The organism is Oceanobacillus sp. HCA-5259 (assembly GCF_037892815.1).
Classification (GTDB): domain Bacteria; phylum Bacillota; class Bacilli; order Bacillales; family Amphibacillaceae; genus Oceanobacillus; species Oceanobacillus indicireducens.
The window spans coordinates 82,340-101,056 of the sequence record NZ_JBBKBV010000011.1; the positions used below are offsets into that span (position 1 = coordinate 82,340).

The 18,717-nt window shown below is 41.3% G+C and carries 17 protein-coding genes; 7 read left to right on the forward strand and 10 right to left on the reverse strand.

From position 1 onward, the window contains the following. Positions 1-76: 76 nt before the first annotated feature. Together WKU33_RS08655 and WKU33_RS08660 are read left to right on the forward strand one after the other, a co-directional pair. The gene (locus tag WKU33_RS08655) at positions 77-1,255 is read left to right on the forward strand and encodes an MBL fold metallo-hydrolase (protein WP_340454146.1); all 1,179 of its coding nucleotides are present in this window, start codon (positions 77-79) and stop codon (positions 1,253-1,255) included. Continuing rightward, positions 1,252-1,509 (forward strand): DUF3006 domain-containing protein, encoded by a 258-nt coding sequence (locus WKU33_RS08660; RefSeq protein ID WP_156854850.1) that lies wholly within the window; start codon positions 1,252-1,254, stop codon positions 1,507-1,509. Before WKU33_RS08655 ends, WKU33_RS08660 begins: the two co-directional genes overlap by 4 nt. 436 nt (positions 1,510-1,945) lie before the next feature. On the opposite strand, the gene metA is transcribed toward WKU33_RS08660, so the two are convergent. Beyond that, positions 1,946-2,854: a homoserine O-acetyltransferase MetA gene (metA, locus tag WKU33_RS08665; RefSeq protein WP_188855982.1), complete on the reverse strand. Its 909-nt coding sequence runs from the start codon at positions 2,852-2,854 to the stop codon at positions 1,946-1,948. A gap of 196 nt (positions 2,855-3,050) precedes the next feature. Here metA and WKU33_RS08670 point away from each other — a divergent pair, with 196 nt between their 5' ends. Together WKU33_RS08670 and WKU33_RS08675 are read left to right on the forward strand one after the other, a co-directional pair. Then, positions 3,051-3,575, forward strand: a complete 525-nt coding sequence (locus WKU33_RS08670) for a Gmad2 immunoglobulin-like domain-containing protein (protein WP_188855983.1) — start codon at positions 3,051-3,053, stop codon at positions 3,573-3,575. 62 nt (positions 3,576-3,637) lie between these two features. Beyond that, entirely contained in the window at positions 3,638-4,576 is a 939-nt protein-coding gene (locus tag WKU33_RS08675; protein WP_156854856.1) for a DMT family transporter, read from the forward strand. Between the two features lie 365 nt (positions 4,577-4,941). Here the strand turns inward: WKU33_RS08675 and WKU33_RS08680 are convergent, their stop codons facing one another. Then, positions 4,942-5,679, reverse strand: a complete 738-nt coding sequence (locus WKU33_RS08680; protein ID WP_340454150.1) for an MBL fold metallo-hydrolase — start codon at positions 5,677-5,679, stop codon at positions 4,942-4,944. A 162-nt stretch (positions 5,680-5,841) separates the two neighbouring features. Here WKU33_RS08680 and WKU33_RS08685 point away from each other — a divergent pair, with 162 nt between their 5' ends. Both WKU33_RS08685 and WKU33_RS08690 read left to right on the forward strand, forming a co-directional pair. Then, complete coding sequence (locus tag WKU33_RS08685; protein WP_340454152.1) at positions 5,842-7,311, forward strand: glycine betaine uptake BCCT transporter; 1,470 nt, start codon at positions 5,842-5,844, stop codon at positions 7,309-7,311. Positions 7,312-7,468: 157 nt separating this feature from the next. Continuing rightward, entirely contained in the window at positions 7,469-8,794 is a 1,326-nt protein-coding gene (locus tag WKU33_RS08690; RefSeq protein ID WP_340454153.1) for a short-chain fatty acid transporter, read from the forward strand. A gap of 51 nt (positions 8,795-8,845) precedes the next feature. Here the strand turns inward: WKU33_RS08690 and WKU33_RS08695 are convergent, their stop codons facing one another. From WKU33_RS08695 to moaA, 8 genes are all read right to left on the reverse strand, one after another. Further along, positions 8,846-9,802: an acetamidase/formamidase family protein gene (locus WKU33_RS08695; protein WP_340454155.1), complete on the reverse strand. Its 957-nt coding sequence runs from the start codon at positions 9,800-9,802 to the stop codon at positions 8,846-8,848. A gap of 36 nt (positions 9,803-9,838) precedes the next feature. Beyond that, positions 9,839-11,047, reverse strand: a complete 1,209-nt coding sequence (locus WKU33_RS08700) for a DUF4317 domain-containing protein (protein WP_188855986.1) — start codon at positions 11,045-11,047, stop codon at positions 9,839-9,841. Positions 11,048-11,163: 116 nt separating this feature from the next. Then, positions 11,164-11,364 carry a hypothetical protein gene (locus tag WKU33_RS08705; protein WP_156854864.1) on the reverse strand — a complete coding sequence of 67 codons (201 nt, stop codon included), beginning with the start codon at positions 11,362-11,364 and terminating at the stop codon, positions 11,164-11,166. A 92-nt stretch (positions 11,365-11,456) separates the two neighbouring features. Continuing rightward, entirely contained in the window at positions 11,457-12,851 is a 1,395-nt protein-coding gene (locus WKU33_RS08710) for an NAD-dependent succinate-semialdehyde dehydrogenase (protein ID WP_336253544.1), read from the reverse strand. 72 nt (positions 12,852-12,923) lie between these two features. After that, the gene (locus WKU33_RS08715; protein ID WP_442946248.1) at positions 12,924-13,370 is read right to left on the reverse strand and encodes a molybdenum cofactor biosynthesis protein MoaE; all 447 of its coding nucleotides are present in this window, start codon (positions 13,368-13,370) and stop codon (positions 12,924-12,926) included. Positions 13,371-13,378: 8 nt separating this feature from the next. Then, complete coding sequence (locus WKU33_RS08720; protein ID WP_336253545.1) at positions 13,379-14,656, reverse strand: molybdopterin molybdotransferase MoeA; 1,278 nt, start codon at positions 14,654-14,656, stop codon at positions 13,379-13,381. An 11-nt stretch (positions 14,657-14,667) separates the two neighbouring features. Beyond that, positions 14,668-15,678: a MoeB/ThiF family adenylyltransferase gene (locus WKU33_RS08725; protein WP_336253533.1), complete on the reverse strand. Its 1,011-nt coding sequence runs from the start codon at positions 15,676-15,678 to the stop codon at positions 14,668-14,670. Positions 15,679-15,711: 33 nt separating this feature from the next. Then, on the reverse strand, positions 15,712-16,722 hold the full coding sequence (moaA, locus tag WKU33_RS08730; protein WP_336253534.1) for a GTP 3',8-cyclase MoaA: 1,011 nt from the start codon (positions 16,720-16,722) through the stop codon (positions 15,712-15,714). 536 nt (positions 16,723-17,258) lie between these two features. On the opposite strand from moaA, the gene WKU33_RS08735 reads away from it, so the two are divergent. Continuing rightward, a complete protein-coding gene (locus WKU33_RS08735; RefSeq protein WP_336253535.1) occupies positions 17,259-18,476 on the forward strand; it encodes a dicarboxylate/amino acid:cation symporter in 1,218 nt (405 codons plus the stop codon). Positions 18,477-18,717 lie beyond the last annotated feature (241 nt).

Below are 18,717 nucleotides of genomic sequence, written 5' to 3' on the forward strand. Positions count from 1 at the left end.
TATTGACCGCTGGATTTTCCACATTCTATTTGCTACTCTATGAATGGAAGTTTTGGAAATCTTAGGGGGAAAGCAAGTGAAGCGTTTAACAATTATACTGGCATTTTTCATCTTTTCTTTTATCACGGCTTGTGATGAAATGCCAACAGAGAAATCAAGCAACTCAGACGAAACACCGGTAACAACGAAAGATAAAGATACTACTACCATTGCTGGAGAAAACCTTGAGGAATTATCCGTTCATTTTATTGATGTTGGTCAAGGTGATGCCACGTTATTCCGTTATCACACGACTGAAGGAAAATATACAATTTTATTTGATACGGGAGATTGGCGCGGTACCGAGGTAACGAGTTATCTCAATGCTAATGAAGTTGATTTTATCGATCTTGTCATCGTGAGTCATCCAGATGCAGATCATATTGGACAGCTTGCTCAAGTAATGCAGAATTTTGAGGTTGGAGAGGTCTGGATGTCTGGAAATGAAAGTACCTCCCAGACGTTTCAACAAGCGGTGGAAGCTGTCTTGGCAAGTGATGCAGACTATTATGAACCTCGGGCAGGTGAAGATTTTTCCATCGGTCCAATGGATATTCAAATTCTCTACCCGGAAAGTATTTCAGGTAAGACTAATGAGGAATCCATTTCTGCCTTATTTACATACGGTAATGTGAAGTTTGTTCTTACTGGAGATGCTGGCAGGGGAGAAGAAACGTATATGCGTAACACATTCAATGTAGCAGCTGACGTCCTGCATCTTGGACACCATGGCTCGAAAACATCCAGTGATCCCGCATTCCTTGATGCTGTTTCACCAAAAATTGCCGTTTATAGCGCAGGTACAGATAACAGCTATGACCATCCGAGCCCAGAAGTCGTAACCGCAGTTGAAGAAAGAGAGATCGAACTATATGGTACAGACAAACACGGCACCATCCTTCTCACAACCAACGGCACCGACATCCAAATCAACACAAATATAACAACGCCTGAAAGTGGGACAACGGGGTCAGAGCAAATGTCCCAAAATGATGAGAACGGAGATACGGAACAAGACACTAATTCAAGCTGTGTAAATATAAATGAAGCAACAGCCGAAGAATTACAGCAGATCATCCATATCGGTCCGGAGCGGACTCAGGATTTAGTTGAATTACGCCCATTCCAGTCCATTGATGACCTCACTCAAATTGATGGAATTGGACCAGCACGAATTGCGGATATTCAATCAGAAGGGATAGCGTGTATACAATGAAAGGTATATTAGATCGATTTGAAGGTAATCAAGCAGTTATTCTAATCGAAGAAACGAAAGAGGAATTGATAGTCAACAAGGAAGTCTTACCTCGTGGCAGTATGAAGAATACAATATTCAACTTGAAAAAAGAAAGCGATGGCTACACCATTGTCAACATTGATTTAGCACAGACAAAGGCAGCAGAGAGAAAATCCTCCTCCCTTATGGATCAACTGCGCGCAAAAAACAAAGGTAGCAAATTTAAACAATAAAACAAGCGGTAAATGTGAAAATAGCCGAACAAACCAATCATCTCAGCAGGTACAACATATGGTTTGTTCGGTTTTTTAGCATAGGATACTATAAAGCGAAACTCATTCAGTTGGGTTTCCGTACCCCCACTGAATGTTAGTTGAACAGAATCAGGTATTTACGGACTGTATATCCTCCACCCCCTAACATTTTGGTTTTTCCTCTTGTTTAGAGGTGGAGGTATTACAGACCGTTGATACGTGATAAAGTGAAACTTCATTCAGTGGGGAATCCTTACCCCCCACCGAATGTTAGTTGAACAGAATCAGGTATTTACGGACTGTATATCCTCCACCCCTTAGCATTTTGGTTTTCCCTCTTGTTTAGAGGTGGAGGTATTACAGACCGTTGATACGTGATAAATACTTGCGCCTTTGTTTTTTATAAGCTAAGGAGTCAATTCCAATGGTACGGTGTTTCCTGATACACATAGTAATTCAGCCAATTCGAAAATAATAAATGTGTGTGGGAGCGCCATGAATTAGGCGGAGTCTTCTCCGGATCGTCATTAGGGAAATAATTCACGGGAACCGCGATGTCGAGCCCCTTTTTCACATCCCGTTCGTATTCATCACGAAGTGTCGTAGCATCATATTCAAGATGGCCTGTAATCATAATATTTTTCCGATCATTTGAAAGAATGATGAATGGAGAGTTTTCATCTGTCTTCGATAACAGCGTAAGTTCCGGGTGCTTTTCAATTGCTTCCGCGCTAACCGTTGTATGTCTTGAATGTGGTGCTAAAAAATGATCATTAAAACCCTGAACGAGTTTCTCAGTAGGCAGGGAAATATCATGATTAAAAACGCCAAAGTATTTCTCCGGCAAGGATTTCTTCTTGATTCCATAATGATGATAAAGTGCTGCTTGAGCTCCCCAGCATATGTATAGATTGGACGTTACATTCTCTACCGACCAATCCATAACCTCCTGTAATTCCCGCCAATAACTCACTTCTTCAAACTCCAGATGTTCAATCGGCGCACCAGTAATAATAAGGCCATCGAACTTACGGGATTTCACCATATCAAATGTTGTATAAAACGTATCAAGATGATAATTGCTGACATTTTTTGATTGGTACGTTGCTGTCCGTAAGAAATTGATATTCACTTGTAATGGTGTATTTCCCAATAAACGTAATAATTGCAGTTCGGTCTTTTCCTTTTCGGGCATTAGATTCAAAATCAAAATATTTAATGGACGGATATCCTGTGTACGGGCCCTGTCTTCATCCATTACAAAAATCTTTTCTTTCTTCAATGTTTCTCTTGCTGGTAATTCTCTCGGTATATTAATTGGCAATCCACGCATCTCCCCTCTGAATAAAGTTTCATTTTATATAATACCAATCATTATAAATATTAAGTCATGAAACAGCAAGTTCTTGAAACCATAATCCGCCTAAATGGAATCGGTTTCCAAGTGCCTTGCTTTCAGGTTGCTGTTTAATGTTATATAATCAAGATGCAACAAGTCATATCTTCGGAGGGTAGAAGCAATGAAAAAGTTCAGAATAATTTTCTTTGCAATCATTCTTTCCGGGTTGATTTCCCTGAGTGCTTGTGGAACAAATGGGAATGATCCGGATACAGAACAGCAAGACGAACCGGAACAGGGAGATGTCTCAGAAAAGGAAGCAACAGATGACGAGTCAGCAGAGGATGAAAAAGCGGTCGAAGAGGACACGACTGAGGAAATGGGAGAAGAAATCGTCGCAGAAAATGATGCTTTTAAAGTTTTCGAACCTGCACCCGACAGTGTTGTCGATAACGAGATTACTGTCCGCGGAGAAGCCCGCGTATTCGAGGCAACTGTTTCCTATGAATTTGAAGACGGCCATAACATCCTTGATAAGGGAACTGTTACGGCAAGCCAAGGGGCTCCAGAATGGGGCGAGTTTGAAATTAAAATTTCATTCGATGAAGTTACGAATGACACTGGAATGATCGTTCTTTTTGAAGAGAGTGCCAAAGACGGTTCCAGACAAAACGAATTGATCATCCCAGTAAAAGTTGAAGATTAATAAGAACGGGTCAATTAGATACTGTCTAATTGGCCCTAATTTTCGGATTAGAGGTTTTATAGATGCAAAGATTGTTAAAGAATAAATGGTCCGTCGTGGCCATTGCTGTATTTTGTTCATTATTATGGGGAAGTGCCTTTCCATTACTTAAAATAAGTTATGAAGAATTCCAAATTGGTTCAGAAGATGTGATTGCAAAAATTGTGTTTGCTGGACTGAGATTTCTGCTCGCTGGGCTTATCGTACTTGGCTTTCTAATGATTAGTAACATCAAACAGTTATTCATTACTAAAAAACAATTAATGATCTTGCTCGTACTCGGAATTGTCCAGACCGCATTGCAATATTTCTTCTTTTATAATGGACTAGCCAATGTTACGGGTATGCAAGGAGCAATTCTAAACTCAAGCGGAACATTCTTCACCGTCCTGTTGGCACATTATTTTTATGTAAACGACAAGATGACAATCCAAAAAGCAATCGGACTCCTCGCAGGATTTGGAGGAATCATTATCGCGAACTGGGGACAAGGTTTTTCCTACCAATTCACATTCACTGGTGAAGGATTTATGATTCTATCTGGTGTAACCAGTGCGGTTGCAACGATTATGGCGAAGGAACTTGCTAAAGGGATCCATCCATTTGCGATTACAGGCTGGCAGTTCACTTTAGGGGCAATCGTGCTATTAATCATCGGCTTACCACAGCTTGGAGAAAACGCGATTGTTTTCACCACATTTGGCTGGGGATTATTTATTTATTCGGCTTTACTTTCTTCCGTTGCTTTTGCTCTCTGGTACTCCCTATTAAAATATAACCCTGCTGGAGAAATCACAATGTACAAATTCATTGTCCCAGTCTCGGGGTCTATTTTATCAACGCTCTTTATTCCAGGAGAAAATATTACGCCGGCAATACTATTCGCGCTTGCCTTGGTTGCACTTGGGATCATTATCGTAAATATGAGACCACAAAATCAAAAGGAATGGTCGAGGGAATAAGAAACCAATATGGAGGGGTTAATGCGAGTCGTCATGGAGGAGGTCTATCGCTTTCTTCGGGAAGGGAGCATTCGTAATTAATAGAACCTCTCCATGGCGTTTTATATTGGAGGGAAGTGTCCCTCAACCAATCTCTTAAGTCCAAAGATAATAAATATTCATTAATCCGTCAAAAAGCAATTTTTGATTTTTCTTCTGTTTTTATGTCGAGAAAGGTCGATTCACTTGCAAATAACTCAATTTTTTTAGCGGAATTCGTCGAAGTGTGTCGATAATCCGATTTAAAATTTAAAATCTCCACTTTTTTACTTTTCCTCAAGAAAATAATTGAATTTCATACTTTTCCCAAAGCTATTCATATTTTTCTAAATGGTAATTACCATACCGGGCTGCGCTAATTCAACAGCTGCAGCTCCTGTTTTTTCTGCACTCTCTACCAGCTTCTGAATATTTCCGTAATGTGGCAAGTGGGTTAATAATGTCTTGTGCGCTCCTGCTTTTTTTGCAAGCATCCCAGCTTCCCTCGCATTCATATGGCCTGAGTTTTTCCCATCCATTCCTTCATACAGACTGCATTCTGCAATTAATAAATCCGCTCCTTTTGCAAAGTCTACAAGTCCCTTCGTAAAACTTGTATCCGCAGTATATACGAATCTTTTCTTTCCATTCGATATTTTCATCGCATATGTTTCTACCGGGTGAATCGTTTTTAAGAAATTTAGTTGAAACGGCCCAATATGTAGCTCGCTCTCTTCATCAATTGCTTGGAATTCCGTATAGGGAACCGATGTAAACTCCTGTTCTTTCATCTCGTCTTGAGGTCCATAAATTGTAAGGGATTCATCAACCCTACCAAGCTGAGTATTTACCAGACGGGAAAACAGATAAGCACCGACATCACTTGCATGATCATAGTGGTAATGGGATAATAGAACGTCATTAATCTCATTTAAATCTATGAATTCCTGCAGTTTAACAAGTACTCCACTTCCGCAATCAATTAGCATTGAAAAACCATCTTGTTCAACTAGATAGCCTGAGCACGGCCCATCCTTTTTAGGATAGCCTCCCCACATTCCAATTACTGTAATCTTCATCTCCATCATCTCCCCACCTTATTATACCCTGTTTTCCTTTCTGGATTGAAGTTGTTATTTTACTTTTTTTCCCTAAACGATGTAAAAAAACGTAATTCGGGTTTCAATTTATTTTATTATGGGTATAATAGAACGCGTATGTTTTATACTTGTTTTAAGGGAGGACCTATGAAGAAAGTTTCAAAAGTGTTTTACATAGCACTACCAATTGTAGTTATTATGGTTATTTTGGGAGCAGTGTTCCCTACTGAATTTGAAAATTTAACGAGTCGGATTAAAGTATTTGTTTCCACCACTTTTGGGTGGTATTATATGTTGCTCATGTCCGCCATGGTCATAGTAGCAATAATGATTGCTTTCAGCCGATTTGGGAAAATTCGCCTTGGAAAAGATCACGATAAGCCCGACTTTTCCACAGTTACATGGATTGGAATGCTATTCTCTGCCGGAATGGGGATCGGTCTTGTTTTCTACGGGGCAGCTGAGCCATTATTTCATTATATTGTTGACGCTCCGAACGCAGAGGCAGGGTCAAGTGCAGCTTTCAAAGATGCCCTTGTCTATTCTTATTTCCATTGGGGACTCCATATCTGGGCGATGTATGGAGTCGTTGCTTTATCCCTTGCCTTTTTCCAGTTCAGAAAGGGCGAGCCTGGTTTAATTTCATCAACATTAAAACCGCTCTTTGGCGACAAGATGAATGGGCCATTCGGAACGTTTGTTGATGTGTTGTCTGTATTTGCAACAGTGTTCGGAGTCGCAACTTCTCTTGGTTTCGGTGCTGTTCAAATAAACGGTGGATTATCACATTTATTCGGTATTGAAGTAGGATTTGTCCCGCAAACAATAATTGTTATCGTTGTGACTGGACTCTTTATTATGTCTGCTTGGTCAGGACTAAGCCGAGGAATAAAATATTTATCTAATACAAATATTGTGTTAGCAGTTATTCTGTTAATAATTGTTATTGCGATTGGACCGACCGTTCTCATTATGAATATGTTTACGGAAACTCTCGGATTATATGTTCAAAATCTAATTGGAATGAGCTTTAAAACTGCACCTCTTTCGGGCGACAACCGTGCTTGGCTTGATAGCTGGACAATATTTTACTGGGCGTGGTGGTTATCCTGGGCACCCTTTGTCGGAATGTTTATTGCTCGAGTATCCCGTGGACGCACTATCCGCGAATTTATTGTCGGCGTGATGATTGCTCCTACTCTCTTTATCGCGATCTGGTATGCAGCATTCGGTACGACAGCCGGGAGTATCCAGGACTCTGGATTCGACTTGTCCAATTTCGCAACAGAGCTCGTATTATTTAATATGTTCGATCAATTGCCGTTGTCAACGATTCTTTCTATTATAGCGATTATTTTAATTGCTTCATTCTTTATAACATCTGCGGATTCAGCTACGTTTGTACTTGGCATGCAGACAACGAGAGGATCGCTAACACCGCCTAATACCGTTAAAGTTGCTTGGGGAATTGCTCAATCTGCAGTTGCAGTCATTCTCCTTTATGTAGGAGGCCTCACCGCTTTGCAAAATACAATCATCATCGCGGCACTGCCCTTCTCCTTCATCATGATCCTAATGATATTCGCATTGTATAAAGCGTTGAAAAAGGAAGTATAGCGAAAAATAAAGCTGGTTCAGTGGAGATAATCCATTGAACTGGCTTTTTTATTTAATAAATCAGCACTCCTATGCTGGGTTTTCATGATATAGGAAAATCCTGCATAGGATGTAAGACAAGCTACAGGCTTGAATGAATTTAGACGGGAGGATTATGATGAAAGCTTTAACCGTAATGTTTGATAGGCTTGTCCAACGTTATTTGCCAGATGCCTTCTTATTTGCAATCATACTAACCGTTCTCGTGTATGTATTAGGTGTATTTTTCACTGGCAGCGGACCAATTGAAATGGTGTCCTATTGGGGTGATGGATTTTGGGATTTGCTTGCATTTGGGATGCAGATGTCTCTTGTTGTTGTTACAGGGTACATTTTAGCAAGCACACCTGTCGTGAAAGGGTTGCTTAAAAGACTAAGTTCACTTGCAAAAACACCGGCACAAGCTGTTATCCTCGTTACCTTTGTAGCACTTGTTGCATGTTTAATCAATTATGGGTTCGGTTTAGTTGTCGGCGCTTTATTTGCTATCCATGTGGCAAAAAGAGTACCGACCGTCGACTTTCGCGTGTTAATAGCGAGTGCATACAGTGGCATGCTCGTCTGGCATGGAGGTTTCTCAGCTTCCATTCCATTAACGATTGCAACACCTGGTCATTTTCTTGAAGATACAATGGGAAATATCCCAGTCGTTCAAACATTATTTAGTCCAGCGAATATTTTTATTGTAATTGCAATGCTTGTTACGTTACCTTTTTTCAACCGCTATTTGCTGAAAGGAGCTGCCGAATCCAATCTATCGGAGAAAACAAATCGTTTCAGTTCTGATGAGGAGGAGCAAGTAATCGACACAGTGGCTGCGACTACTCCAGCTGAGCGGCTTGAAAATAGTCGGCTCGTTTCACTCATCATCAGTATATTAGGGCTCGCTTTTGTTATTTACCATTTTGCAACCAATGGGTTCGACTTGAATATTAATATTGTCAATTTCATCTTTCTCTTTCTCGGGATCTTGCTTCACCGCACACCAAAACGTTTCTTGAATACCGTTTCAGACGGTGTGAAGAACGCAGGAGGAATCATTATTCAATTCCCGTTCTATGCGGGAATAATGGGCATGATGACAGCTTCTGGCCTATCCGAACAAATTTCGCTCTGGTTTGTATCTTTCGCAACAGATTATACGATGCCAATCATCACATTTTTAAGCGCCGGGATTGTTAATATTTTCGTACCTTCTGGCGGCGGGCAGTGGGCCGTGCAAGGGCCAATCATGATCCAGGCGGCAATGGAATTAGGGGCTGACATTCCCAAAACAGCCATGGCAGTTGCCTGGGGAGACGCATGGACGAATATGATCCAACCTTTCTGGGCTTTACCAATCCTCGCAATCGCTGGCCTTAAGATCCGGGATATCATGGGCTTTTGCGTTATGATTCTATTTTTCAGCTTCATTCCGATCGCCCTTGGATTTTTGCTATTTTAATGAAATAAGTCAACGAGAGATATTCTCTCGGCGACTTATTTTTCATGTTCATTATTTGAATATAGCATTTGGGAGGAAAGCGGAAACAAGCATGTTCGGTGCATTGACGATTTCACTTATACGTAAGTCAACTGCTAGACTGCATAGCATATATGCTTCTTCAGCTTTCATGCCGTATGTGTCCATGAGATGTTCAATCATATATTTTATTGCTTTTCTGGATGCTTCCATTAAATCTGGACCAAATCCGGTCGTTACATAGTATCCATGGCTGTCCGCCTCAGGAGTTGGAGGTCCAGGAATTTCATAACGCGGCTCGGCGATTGTCTTACCCTTATGTAGTTTAAACCGTACAGTCGCTTCCATCGAGGCTTCAATCGCTGTACCGCAAACTTCGCCATCCCCTTGCGCAGCATGTGTATCACCGATGGAGAACAAGGCACCTTCCACCCACACCGGTAAGTATAATTTGGTCCCTCGGGTCATATAGCGAATGTCGATATTCCCGCCATTTTGCCGAGGTGGAACGACACCAAAATTCCCTTCTTCCGGCAGGGCTACACCGATTGTTCCTGGGAAGGGTTTGATAAACAAATCGATTCCATGTAGAAATTCGGTCGTATTCGGTTTTGTGAGATCGAATGTCTTAATATGGGGTTCCTCGAAATCATCCGCTAATAGACCAAAACCAGGAATAATCGCTGTCCAACCCCAATCGAGTTGCTGGAAATTGATCATTTCAACTTCAAGCGTATCCCCCGGTTCCGCATCTTTAATATAAATCGGGCCAGCGACCGGATTTACTTTGGAAAAGTCCAGGGAAGCAACATCTTCCTTCGTCGAACGCTTCGTAAATTGTCCGCCGGAAGCTTCACTAATTTCAAATGTAATCGTCTGTCCAGAATCGACTTCAGCAATCGGCGGTATATCTTTGTCCCAGCCAATATGCATATGCGTTTGGAAATCATGAATTGTCATATGTGTATGTTGGTGCCTGTGTATACTCATCTTTTCTCCTCCTTGGAATATTTTTATTTATTTAAACTATAACACAATTGATTCATCTGAGTCTTTTCCCGGCTCACTCTTACCTAAATCTTCCTCGATGATTTCAAACCCTTCAATCACCGTATTTTCTTCTAGTTCAATGACAAGACAAAGTTTCCCGTCAAGTCGCATCTGGCGAATGTACCGTAATTCACTTGGGCTCACCTTCAAATCAGCAGCTTTCGTTTTGATTTTAATTGATTTAGAATCATATTTCGGTACAACATTCGTTGCCTTTAATTCGAACTTCTCATCGTTGATTACCTTTTTAAAGGCTTCCTCTACAGCTTCCGGTTGTACATTTTCTATACCGCTGCTGCTTAAAACACTTTCCATATCTCGGTAATCAAGCTTCGGTGTATCATCCGGGTCCGTCTCTTCAATCACCTGCTGGATCTCATCATACACATTTGCAAGTGTCGCTGTTGTAAACTGTTCTCCAGCAACGTCTTTAACAATCTCTTCAAACACAATCTTATCTTCCTCAGCGGTCATCATCTCTTCCGCGTTCAGCACGTCTTCAATAAAAGCAAAATCCAATTCCTTTGATTTACCAGTCGAATAAAGGACATGATTCACATCTGAAACGCCATCCGTAAAACATGGGAACAAAAACCCACCTATAGGGGCATTCAAATCAATAATTGGATTGACTTCAATATTGTATTTGAATTCTTTTTCCACATAATCAAACGCCAATTCTTTCCTTGGCTCCTGAGTCGTATTTATCGTACACATAATAAAGAAATGGGAATAGACTTTATCTCGTTCATTCTCCTCGGTTTCTTCACTGCTCGGTTTTACCGTCTTCAAATATTCACCCTTTGTGAATGTAACGATAATATCTTCCTCATACTGCTTTACTTCCAACATCTTCTCTACAATCTGCAGCATACGATCTCTCCATGTTTCACTATGTTCAGTCAGCACGCCTTGATGGAGAAGCAACTGGGTACTGTTTTCCGCTTCGTGAGCGAATCTTAATTCAAACAGCTTCCGATCGAGTTGGCCTGCAAGTACTTTCTTAAAATTGTTCATAAACAATTCTTGTTGCTCTCTCTCTAACATTTCAAATGGTGTGCTCTCCTGATGATAGATTTCACTTGAATCTTTCATAATATATACGTTAAATACTTCATTTATTTTCAATAAATCATTTTCCGGCTTTAACTGCCTGCGAAAACTAGCAATATCCTTTTTATTCACGTAAACACTCCTTATCTAATAATCTAATCTTAACTCATTCATTATACTACAAAAAAGGACGTCAAGGAGAATCCTCAGAACGTCCTTATTTTTAGATATAATAATATATTTTCTCTTTAGCTACCTGCCTGTCCTCTCACTAAACTAGTTAACGTATTAACAATTATCGTTGCTGCAAAGACTACCACTGCAATTGCTCCTATAATGAAAAAGACTGTCCCTAAGGTTGAATATTCTTCCGGGATGAGGTAGCTTAAACCGATAAACGCAAATCCGGAAGCAATTGCAGCAAGCAGCCAGCTTAATTTTTCAACCATGGTATCCCTCCTTCTCTTCTACAATATGCAACAGGAATTCTGATTGTCCGTGTGCATATTAGAAGAAAGGAACGGAGCCTTTCCCTGTCCTTTTACTCTAAACCACCAATGGATAAATATTTTGTTTCCAAATATGGTTCAATTCCTTCAAGTCCGCCTTCTTTTCCGATTCCGCTTTCCTTTAAACCACCGAACGGAGCGTGTGCAGCAGACGGGGCACCATCATTCCAACCAATGACACCAAAGGTTAGATGTTCATGTAAATACGTACCTGTCCGGTAATCATTTGTAAAGAAGTATGCAGCTAAACCGAATGGTGTGTTATTTGCGATATCAATCGCTTCTTCCACCGTATCAAACACAGTAATTGGAAGCACGGGGCCAAAAGTTTCCTCCTGCATGATATCCATTTCGCCAGTTACTTGTTTAAGAACGGTAGGATAGATGAAGTAATAGCCTTTATCATCATCTTTATCGAATTCATTCCCTGTAAGTACTTCAGCACCTTTTTGAACGGCATCATCGATTTGACTGACAACTTTTCTAAAGCCGTCCCCATTGATGACCGGGCCGATTTGAGTATCTTCTTCCAGTCCGTTTCCAACTTTTAATTTTGCTACTTCCCTTACAAGTCTGTCAGCGAATTCGTCTACAATTTCTTTTGCAACGAGGACTCGGTTTGCACAAATACAAGTTTGGCCTGCGTTACGGAACTTAGATGCAATAGTTTGTGGAACTGCGATGTCAAGGTCGGCATCTTTCGTGATGATGAGTGGGGCATGCCCACCAAGTTCCATCGATACGTGTTTTACCGAATCGGCACTTTGTTTAATTAACTGTTTTCCAACTGGAGTTGAACCGGTAAATGTAATTTTTCTCACGAGTGGACTATCTGTGAAAATCTCACCGACCGTTCTCCCTGAACCATTGACATATTGGACCACATCTTCTCGAATTCCTGCTTCATATGCTAGTTCAATCAGCTTAATCGTTGTAAGTGGAGTTTCACTTGCCGGTTTTACGATAAATGTACAGCCCGCAGCAAGTGCCGGTGCAGCTTTTCTCGTCATCATTGCTGCAGGGAAGTTCCAAGGTGTAATTGCTGCAACCACTCCTATTGGCTGGCGGGTCACGAGGATACGCTTAGACTCGGTATTCGCTGGAACGGTTCTCCCGTAAATCCGTTTTGCTTCTTCTGCAAACCAATCAATATAGCTTGTTGCATATTCAACTTCTCCAAGAGACTCAGAAAGCGGCTTCCCACTCTCAAGAGTCATCACACGGGCAATTTCTTCTTTTTGCTCCAATACTTTTTGCGACCATTTCCGAAGTAAACGTGCGCGTTCGTGGGCATTCACTTTCTTCCACTTATTGAACCCATCTGCAACCTTATCCAGTTTTGCCTGAATTTCTTCCATAGTATCAACTGTAACCTCTTCCACTAATTCACCCGTAGCTGGATTCAATACTTCTATATTTTCCGTCATGTTTCCTCGTCCCCTTCCGTATTTATAGATCAAAAATTACATTTCCCATACTTGTTTATATTGATAAAAACACTACTGCTCTGGTGCGCCAGTTGGATAGACTTGTGTTTCCAACTGGTTACCAATCCATGTCTCCCCATCTTCCCAATGCTCCTTTTTCCAAATCGGGACAATCTGCTTAATGCGCTCAATAACATATTCATTTGCTTCATAAGCGGCCTTGCGATGAGGGGATGAGACAGCGATACATACAGCAGTCTCCGATATATCCAGACGCCCGATTCTATGGGTGACTGCGACTTCTGTTTCTGGCCATTTTCCCTTTACTTCATCTCCTATTTCAGCAAGCTTCTTCTCGGCCATCGCTACGTAAGCATCGTATTTAAGATAAATTGTTTTCCTGCCCCGAGTCCATTCCCTCGCAATCCCGAGAAAGGTAGTGATTGCCCCAGCTTCTCTGCGTATCACCTTCTGAATTACAGCCTCCGTATCGATTGGCTCTTTTACAATTTCATACATTTTCTCTGTCACACAAGTTCTCCCCCTTTCAACCAATCTCCCCATGTAACTCCAGACTGCTCCTCCAGGGAAATCACTGTTTTCTGTTCACCTTTTTCATAGCCTTCTTTATTTCCAGGGAGCACAATAAGTATATTTGCTTCAGCTAAGGAAGTAACGATATTCGGTTTATCAAGGCCAACAGGAACTGCAATTACTTTCCCATTTTCATATACGAGCTTCCCCCGGACGAATCGATGAAATGGATTAGCGTTCGGAAAGTCGGCACCAAGCTCTGCCCTTAGCCTTTTCAAATAGGGCTTCTCCATATGCAAAAAGCGCCGGATTACAGGCCTTGCGTACATTTCAAAGCCGACATAACAGGAGGATGGATTGCCTGATAAACCGAAAAATAGTTTGCCATCAACCTCTGCTACCGTTGTAACAGAGCCGGGACGCATTTTAATTTTATTAAACAATACATTCGCATTTAATCTCTTTAAAATATCCGGGATATAATCATAATCGCCGACAGATACACCGCCCGTTGTAAGCAATATATCTATCTTTTCCAGCGCAGCAACAACTTGGTCATAGCAAACTTCGAGCTCATCCGCAAACTGGCCGAGGGAAACGGGGATGCCACCAGCCCGCTCAATTTGCCCGATTAACATGTAAGAATTACTGTCCCTTATCTTGCCCGGTTCTAGTGCTGCATCCACTGATAGAAGCTCACTACCAGTAGAAATAATTCCTACTAGCGGTTGCTTAACGACGGGAACTTCGCTGTAACCAAAGGTCGCGAGCAACGCCATAATTCCTGGATTTATGTATGTCCCCTTTTGGACAAGCACTTCGCCTCTTTTCGTATCTTCACCTGTTTTTGTAATATTTTCAAACGATGTTAGTTTTCTAGTAAACTCGATAAATGTCTTTCCATCTTGCCTCTTTTCCTCTACATCCTCCAGCATAATCACCGCATCGCACCCGGCTGGAATCTCTGCACCGGTCATAATCCGGACGGCTTCATTTTCCTGAACGGTTCCTTCGAATATACTACCCGCCCCAATTTCACCAACTACTTCCAGTTTACTAAGACCATTTCCAGTATCGTTTGCCCGAACGGCAAATCCGTCATATCGTGTTCGATCAAAGGGAGGAACAGCATGATCACTAATCAAATCTTCCGCAAGAAAAAAACCGTGGCTCTCTTCAAGAAGGATTGACGTCTTCTCTCCTTTTACCGCGTGTTGCATGACCCTTTGAATTGCATCGTCCACCTCAATAGGTGTACGTATTTCTACCATTAAATAACCTCCTAACCAACAAGCTGGTAATAAATTTTCCTTGCTTGTTCAATTGAATCGGTCCCATGAATGAAAGTCCGACCATCTTTAAAAATAACAATCCGTAAATCATCATATTGAAGGGATAGTAAAAAGTCATTCACATTAACTTGACCAAGCCTTCCCAGCTTGCTTGCAAGGTCTGGTAAAACAACGTCACGCTTCGCCCTTATTTGTACGGTATTTCTGCCGCAGAGGACTTCTGTTTTTGTTCTTTCATCATAACTTAATGCTGGGTACGCCGGATTTGTACCGCATGTTGGACAATCTGCTTTTTTTGCCCGGTCAACCTTAATCGTCTGATATTGATTGGACCAGAGATCAAACATGACAAGTTCGGTTCTTAAAGCCTCTTCATCTTCTACGAGCAGTTTTAATGCTTCTGCAGATTGGTGGGCAACAACCATTTGTACTGCCGGAGCAATGATTCCAACTGAATCGCATGTCGCGCCAGTCATCGTCGTTGTATTTAAAATACAAGCTAAGCATGGTGTTTCACCAGGTAAAATCGTATAGCTCATCCCTGTACTACCGACGACAGAACCGAATATCCATGGGAGCTTGTATTTATGAATCAGGTCATTCATAATGAAGCGAATGTCGAAGTTATCAGTCGCATCAATTACAAGATCCGCTCCCTCAAGCAGTGGTGCAAAGTCCTCTCCAGTAACATCAAGAATATATGCGGCAATTTCCACCTCCGGATTAATCGCTTTCAACCTTTCTTTTGCTGCCACCACTTTAGGTATTTGATTTTTCGCATCCTTTTCCGTGAATAATTGCTGACGCTGGAGGTTACTAAGTTCCACATAGTCGCGATCAATGATTGTCAGTTTACCAATTCCAGACCGGACGAGATTCGCGGCATTAGCTGTTCCTAGGGCCCCGCAGCCAACAATGAGAACATGTTTTTGATTGATTTTTTCCTGACCGGATTCTCCAATCGGTTTAAATAAAGCTTGTCGCGAATATCGTTCATTCATCACTTCATTTCCTTTCTTTTCTCGCAATCCATTTTAACCACCGATATAAGACATTTCGATTTTTTTCTTATTTTTCGCTGTTTGTTCTGTGCGTTCATCTGAATACCGGTCTGTTCGCTTGCCCCAAATTGAAGCTATTGTTTCTCTAATTTTTCCGTCATCTGTTTCCGAGCGGACAAGATCCTTTAAGTCATACCCACTGGAAGCAAAGAGACAGGTATAAAGTTTCCCATCTGCCGCAATGCGGGCGCGGGTACAAGTCAAACAGAATGATTCAGACACAGATGTAATGAAACCGACTTCTGTATCTGTTCCTTTATAGCGGTAACGTTTCGCCACTTCGCCAAGGTAATCCGGGTCAACCGGCTCGACGTCAAAATGCTTCGTAATGTTGTCAAGGATTTCTTTTTTCGTTACGACTTTACTGAAGTCCCACCCATTCGTCGTGCCAACATCCATGAATTCAATAAATCGTAACGTAACTCCTTTTTCTTTAAAAAATTTCGACATCGGGATAATTTCCTGTTCATTCATGCCTTTCTTAACGACCATATTAACTTTCACATGCAAGCCGACTTTCAGCGCTTCATCGATTCCTTTAAGCACTCGTTCAGTACTTACTCCACTATCATTGATCGCTTGAAACGTTTCATTATCGAGGGCATCCAAGCTTACATTAATCCGTTTCAGACCTGCATTTTTAATCGTTTCCGCCTTAACCGGAAGCAGGGAGGCATTCGTCGTTAAGGCAATATCTTCAAGGCCATCAATTCCGTTTAGTTGTTCAATCAGTTGTGGGAGATCCCTTCTTAATAGCGGCTCACCGCCGGTTAATCTAATTTTATTCACGCCAAGCTCAACGAAAGCAGTCGCAAGTCTTGTGATTTCATCATTACTTAGTAATTGCTCCTTTGGTAAAAAAGCATAATCCGGACCAAATATCTCCCGTGGCATACAGTATGTGCACCGGAAATTGCAGCGGTCTGTAACAGAAATGCGTAAATCCTGAAGTGGTCTCCCGAATTTATCGGTAATATTCACCATAGACGCTCTCTCCCTTCCAATTAATATTCCTCAAGTTGCCGTTCTTTTCACTCTTATCCTTCATTATAAGCCTTTTGCTAGATAATATCGAATAGTTTGTATGATTAATAGTGATACATGTTATTTTTTTATTGAGTTGCTTATTACTTTCATTCAGCTTAAGTGGGTGCAACTTACCTTTGGAGGTCTGCAGTCCATCGGGCAACTGAACGGCGATTAGAGGTCTAGCCAAGAGAACGTGCTAAACATTTCCGCTGAATGAAAGCTGCTGTTTCGTAGAGAAGTAAAAAAACGGGTTTTCAAGGAGACTTCCTTGATTAACCCGCTTAAATTTTTACATTCAATACATACTTCTTCTAAAATCTTTTTTCTCGTACTGATTTAGTTCCCGTTCTTTTTCCAAGTATTAAATTGGATAGCATTTGAATGGCTGGTGGTGCGTCAGGGTTAATATTTCTGTTCTAACTATGTTTTAAAAGCATAAACTATAGGGAATATAATTGTAACCCATACCAACAAAGATGAGGAGGCGGATGATGAGTCTGACGAAAAAGATTTTAATCGCCCTCGTTCTTGGTGTCATTGCAGGTATTATTTTAACGTTTATTCCTGAAAGCGTTTTCTCAACACTTGATATGTATTTATTAACCCCGGTTGGTCAAGTGTTCATCAACTTGATTATGATGCTCGTTGTTCCCATTGTCTTTGTCTCGATTGTGCTCGGTACCGCTGGTCTAGGTGAGCCGGCTAAGCTAGGTAGGATTGGAATTCAGGCGATTAGCTTTTTCCTTATTACGACTGCAATTGCTATATGTATTAGCCTTGCGCTTGCCTTTATGATCAAGCCAGGGACGGAAGGTGTCTTTGATGTAGATGCCGCAGATTACAAAGCGGCTGAAGCCCCGCCAGTTGTTGAAACAATCGTTAATATTATTCCTACGAATCCAGTGTCTGCCATGTCTTCTGGTGATATGTTGCAAATCATCGCATTTGCCATCTTCATCGGTATTGCACTTGCCTTTCTACAAGATAAAACACAAGGTATCCAACGTTTGTTCACGCAAGCCAACGACATTCTTATGTTTCTTGTTAACCTAGTTATGAAAGCAGCCCCATATGGTGCATTTGCGCTTATTACCTCGGCGATTGGCGGAGCAGGACTTGATGCAATCGGCTCAATGGGAGCATATATGGGAACTGTTATCCTTGGGTTATTTGTCCATGCTGCTGTTGTTTATAGTCTCGCCATCTGGCTGCTTGGAAAAGCAAATCCTTGGACATTTTATAAAGTATTTTTCCCTGCGATGTCAGTTGCTTTCAGTACGTCAAGTTCCAATGCAGCCTTACCAATTTCAATGAAGTCAGCTCAGGAAAACCTTGGAGTGAGCAAGAGTATAAGCAGCTTTGTTCAACCCCTTGGCGCCACAATCAATATGGATGGAACAGCCATTATGCAAGCAACAGCTGCTGTGTTTATCGCTCAAGTGTATGCGATTGATCTTGGATTCTCGGAAATCATTATGATTATTCTTACAGCAACACTGGCTAGTATTGGAACGGCTGGTGTACCAGGTGTCGGACTAATCATGCTTGCAATGGTCCTTTCGCAAATTGGGCTCCCGGTTGAAGGGATTGCTCTAATAATTGGAATCGACCGGCTGCTTGATATGCTGCGGACAGCAGTTAACATTACAGGTGACGCGGCATGTGCCTACATTATTTCCGAGAATGAAAAACGTAAAAAAACTGGATAAGAGAGGAATCTTCTGGGACACGGGGTCAGAGCCCTTGTCCCAGATAAATCCTTTGACTCCGTGTTGTTAAATGATTTCATTTATTTCTTCTTGTATTTTGGTTAGTTCTTTTACGATGACAGGCATCATTTTATTTATATTATTTGTGACGGTTGAAACAGCAACTTCATAATTTCTTGCAAGTTCTGTTTTTGACATATCTTCTTCATAATTAGCGTTATAAACAATGAATTCAATCGCT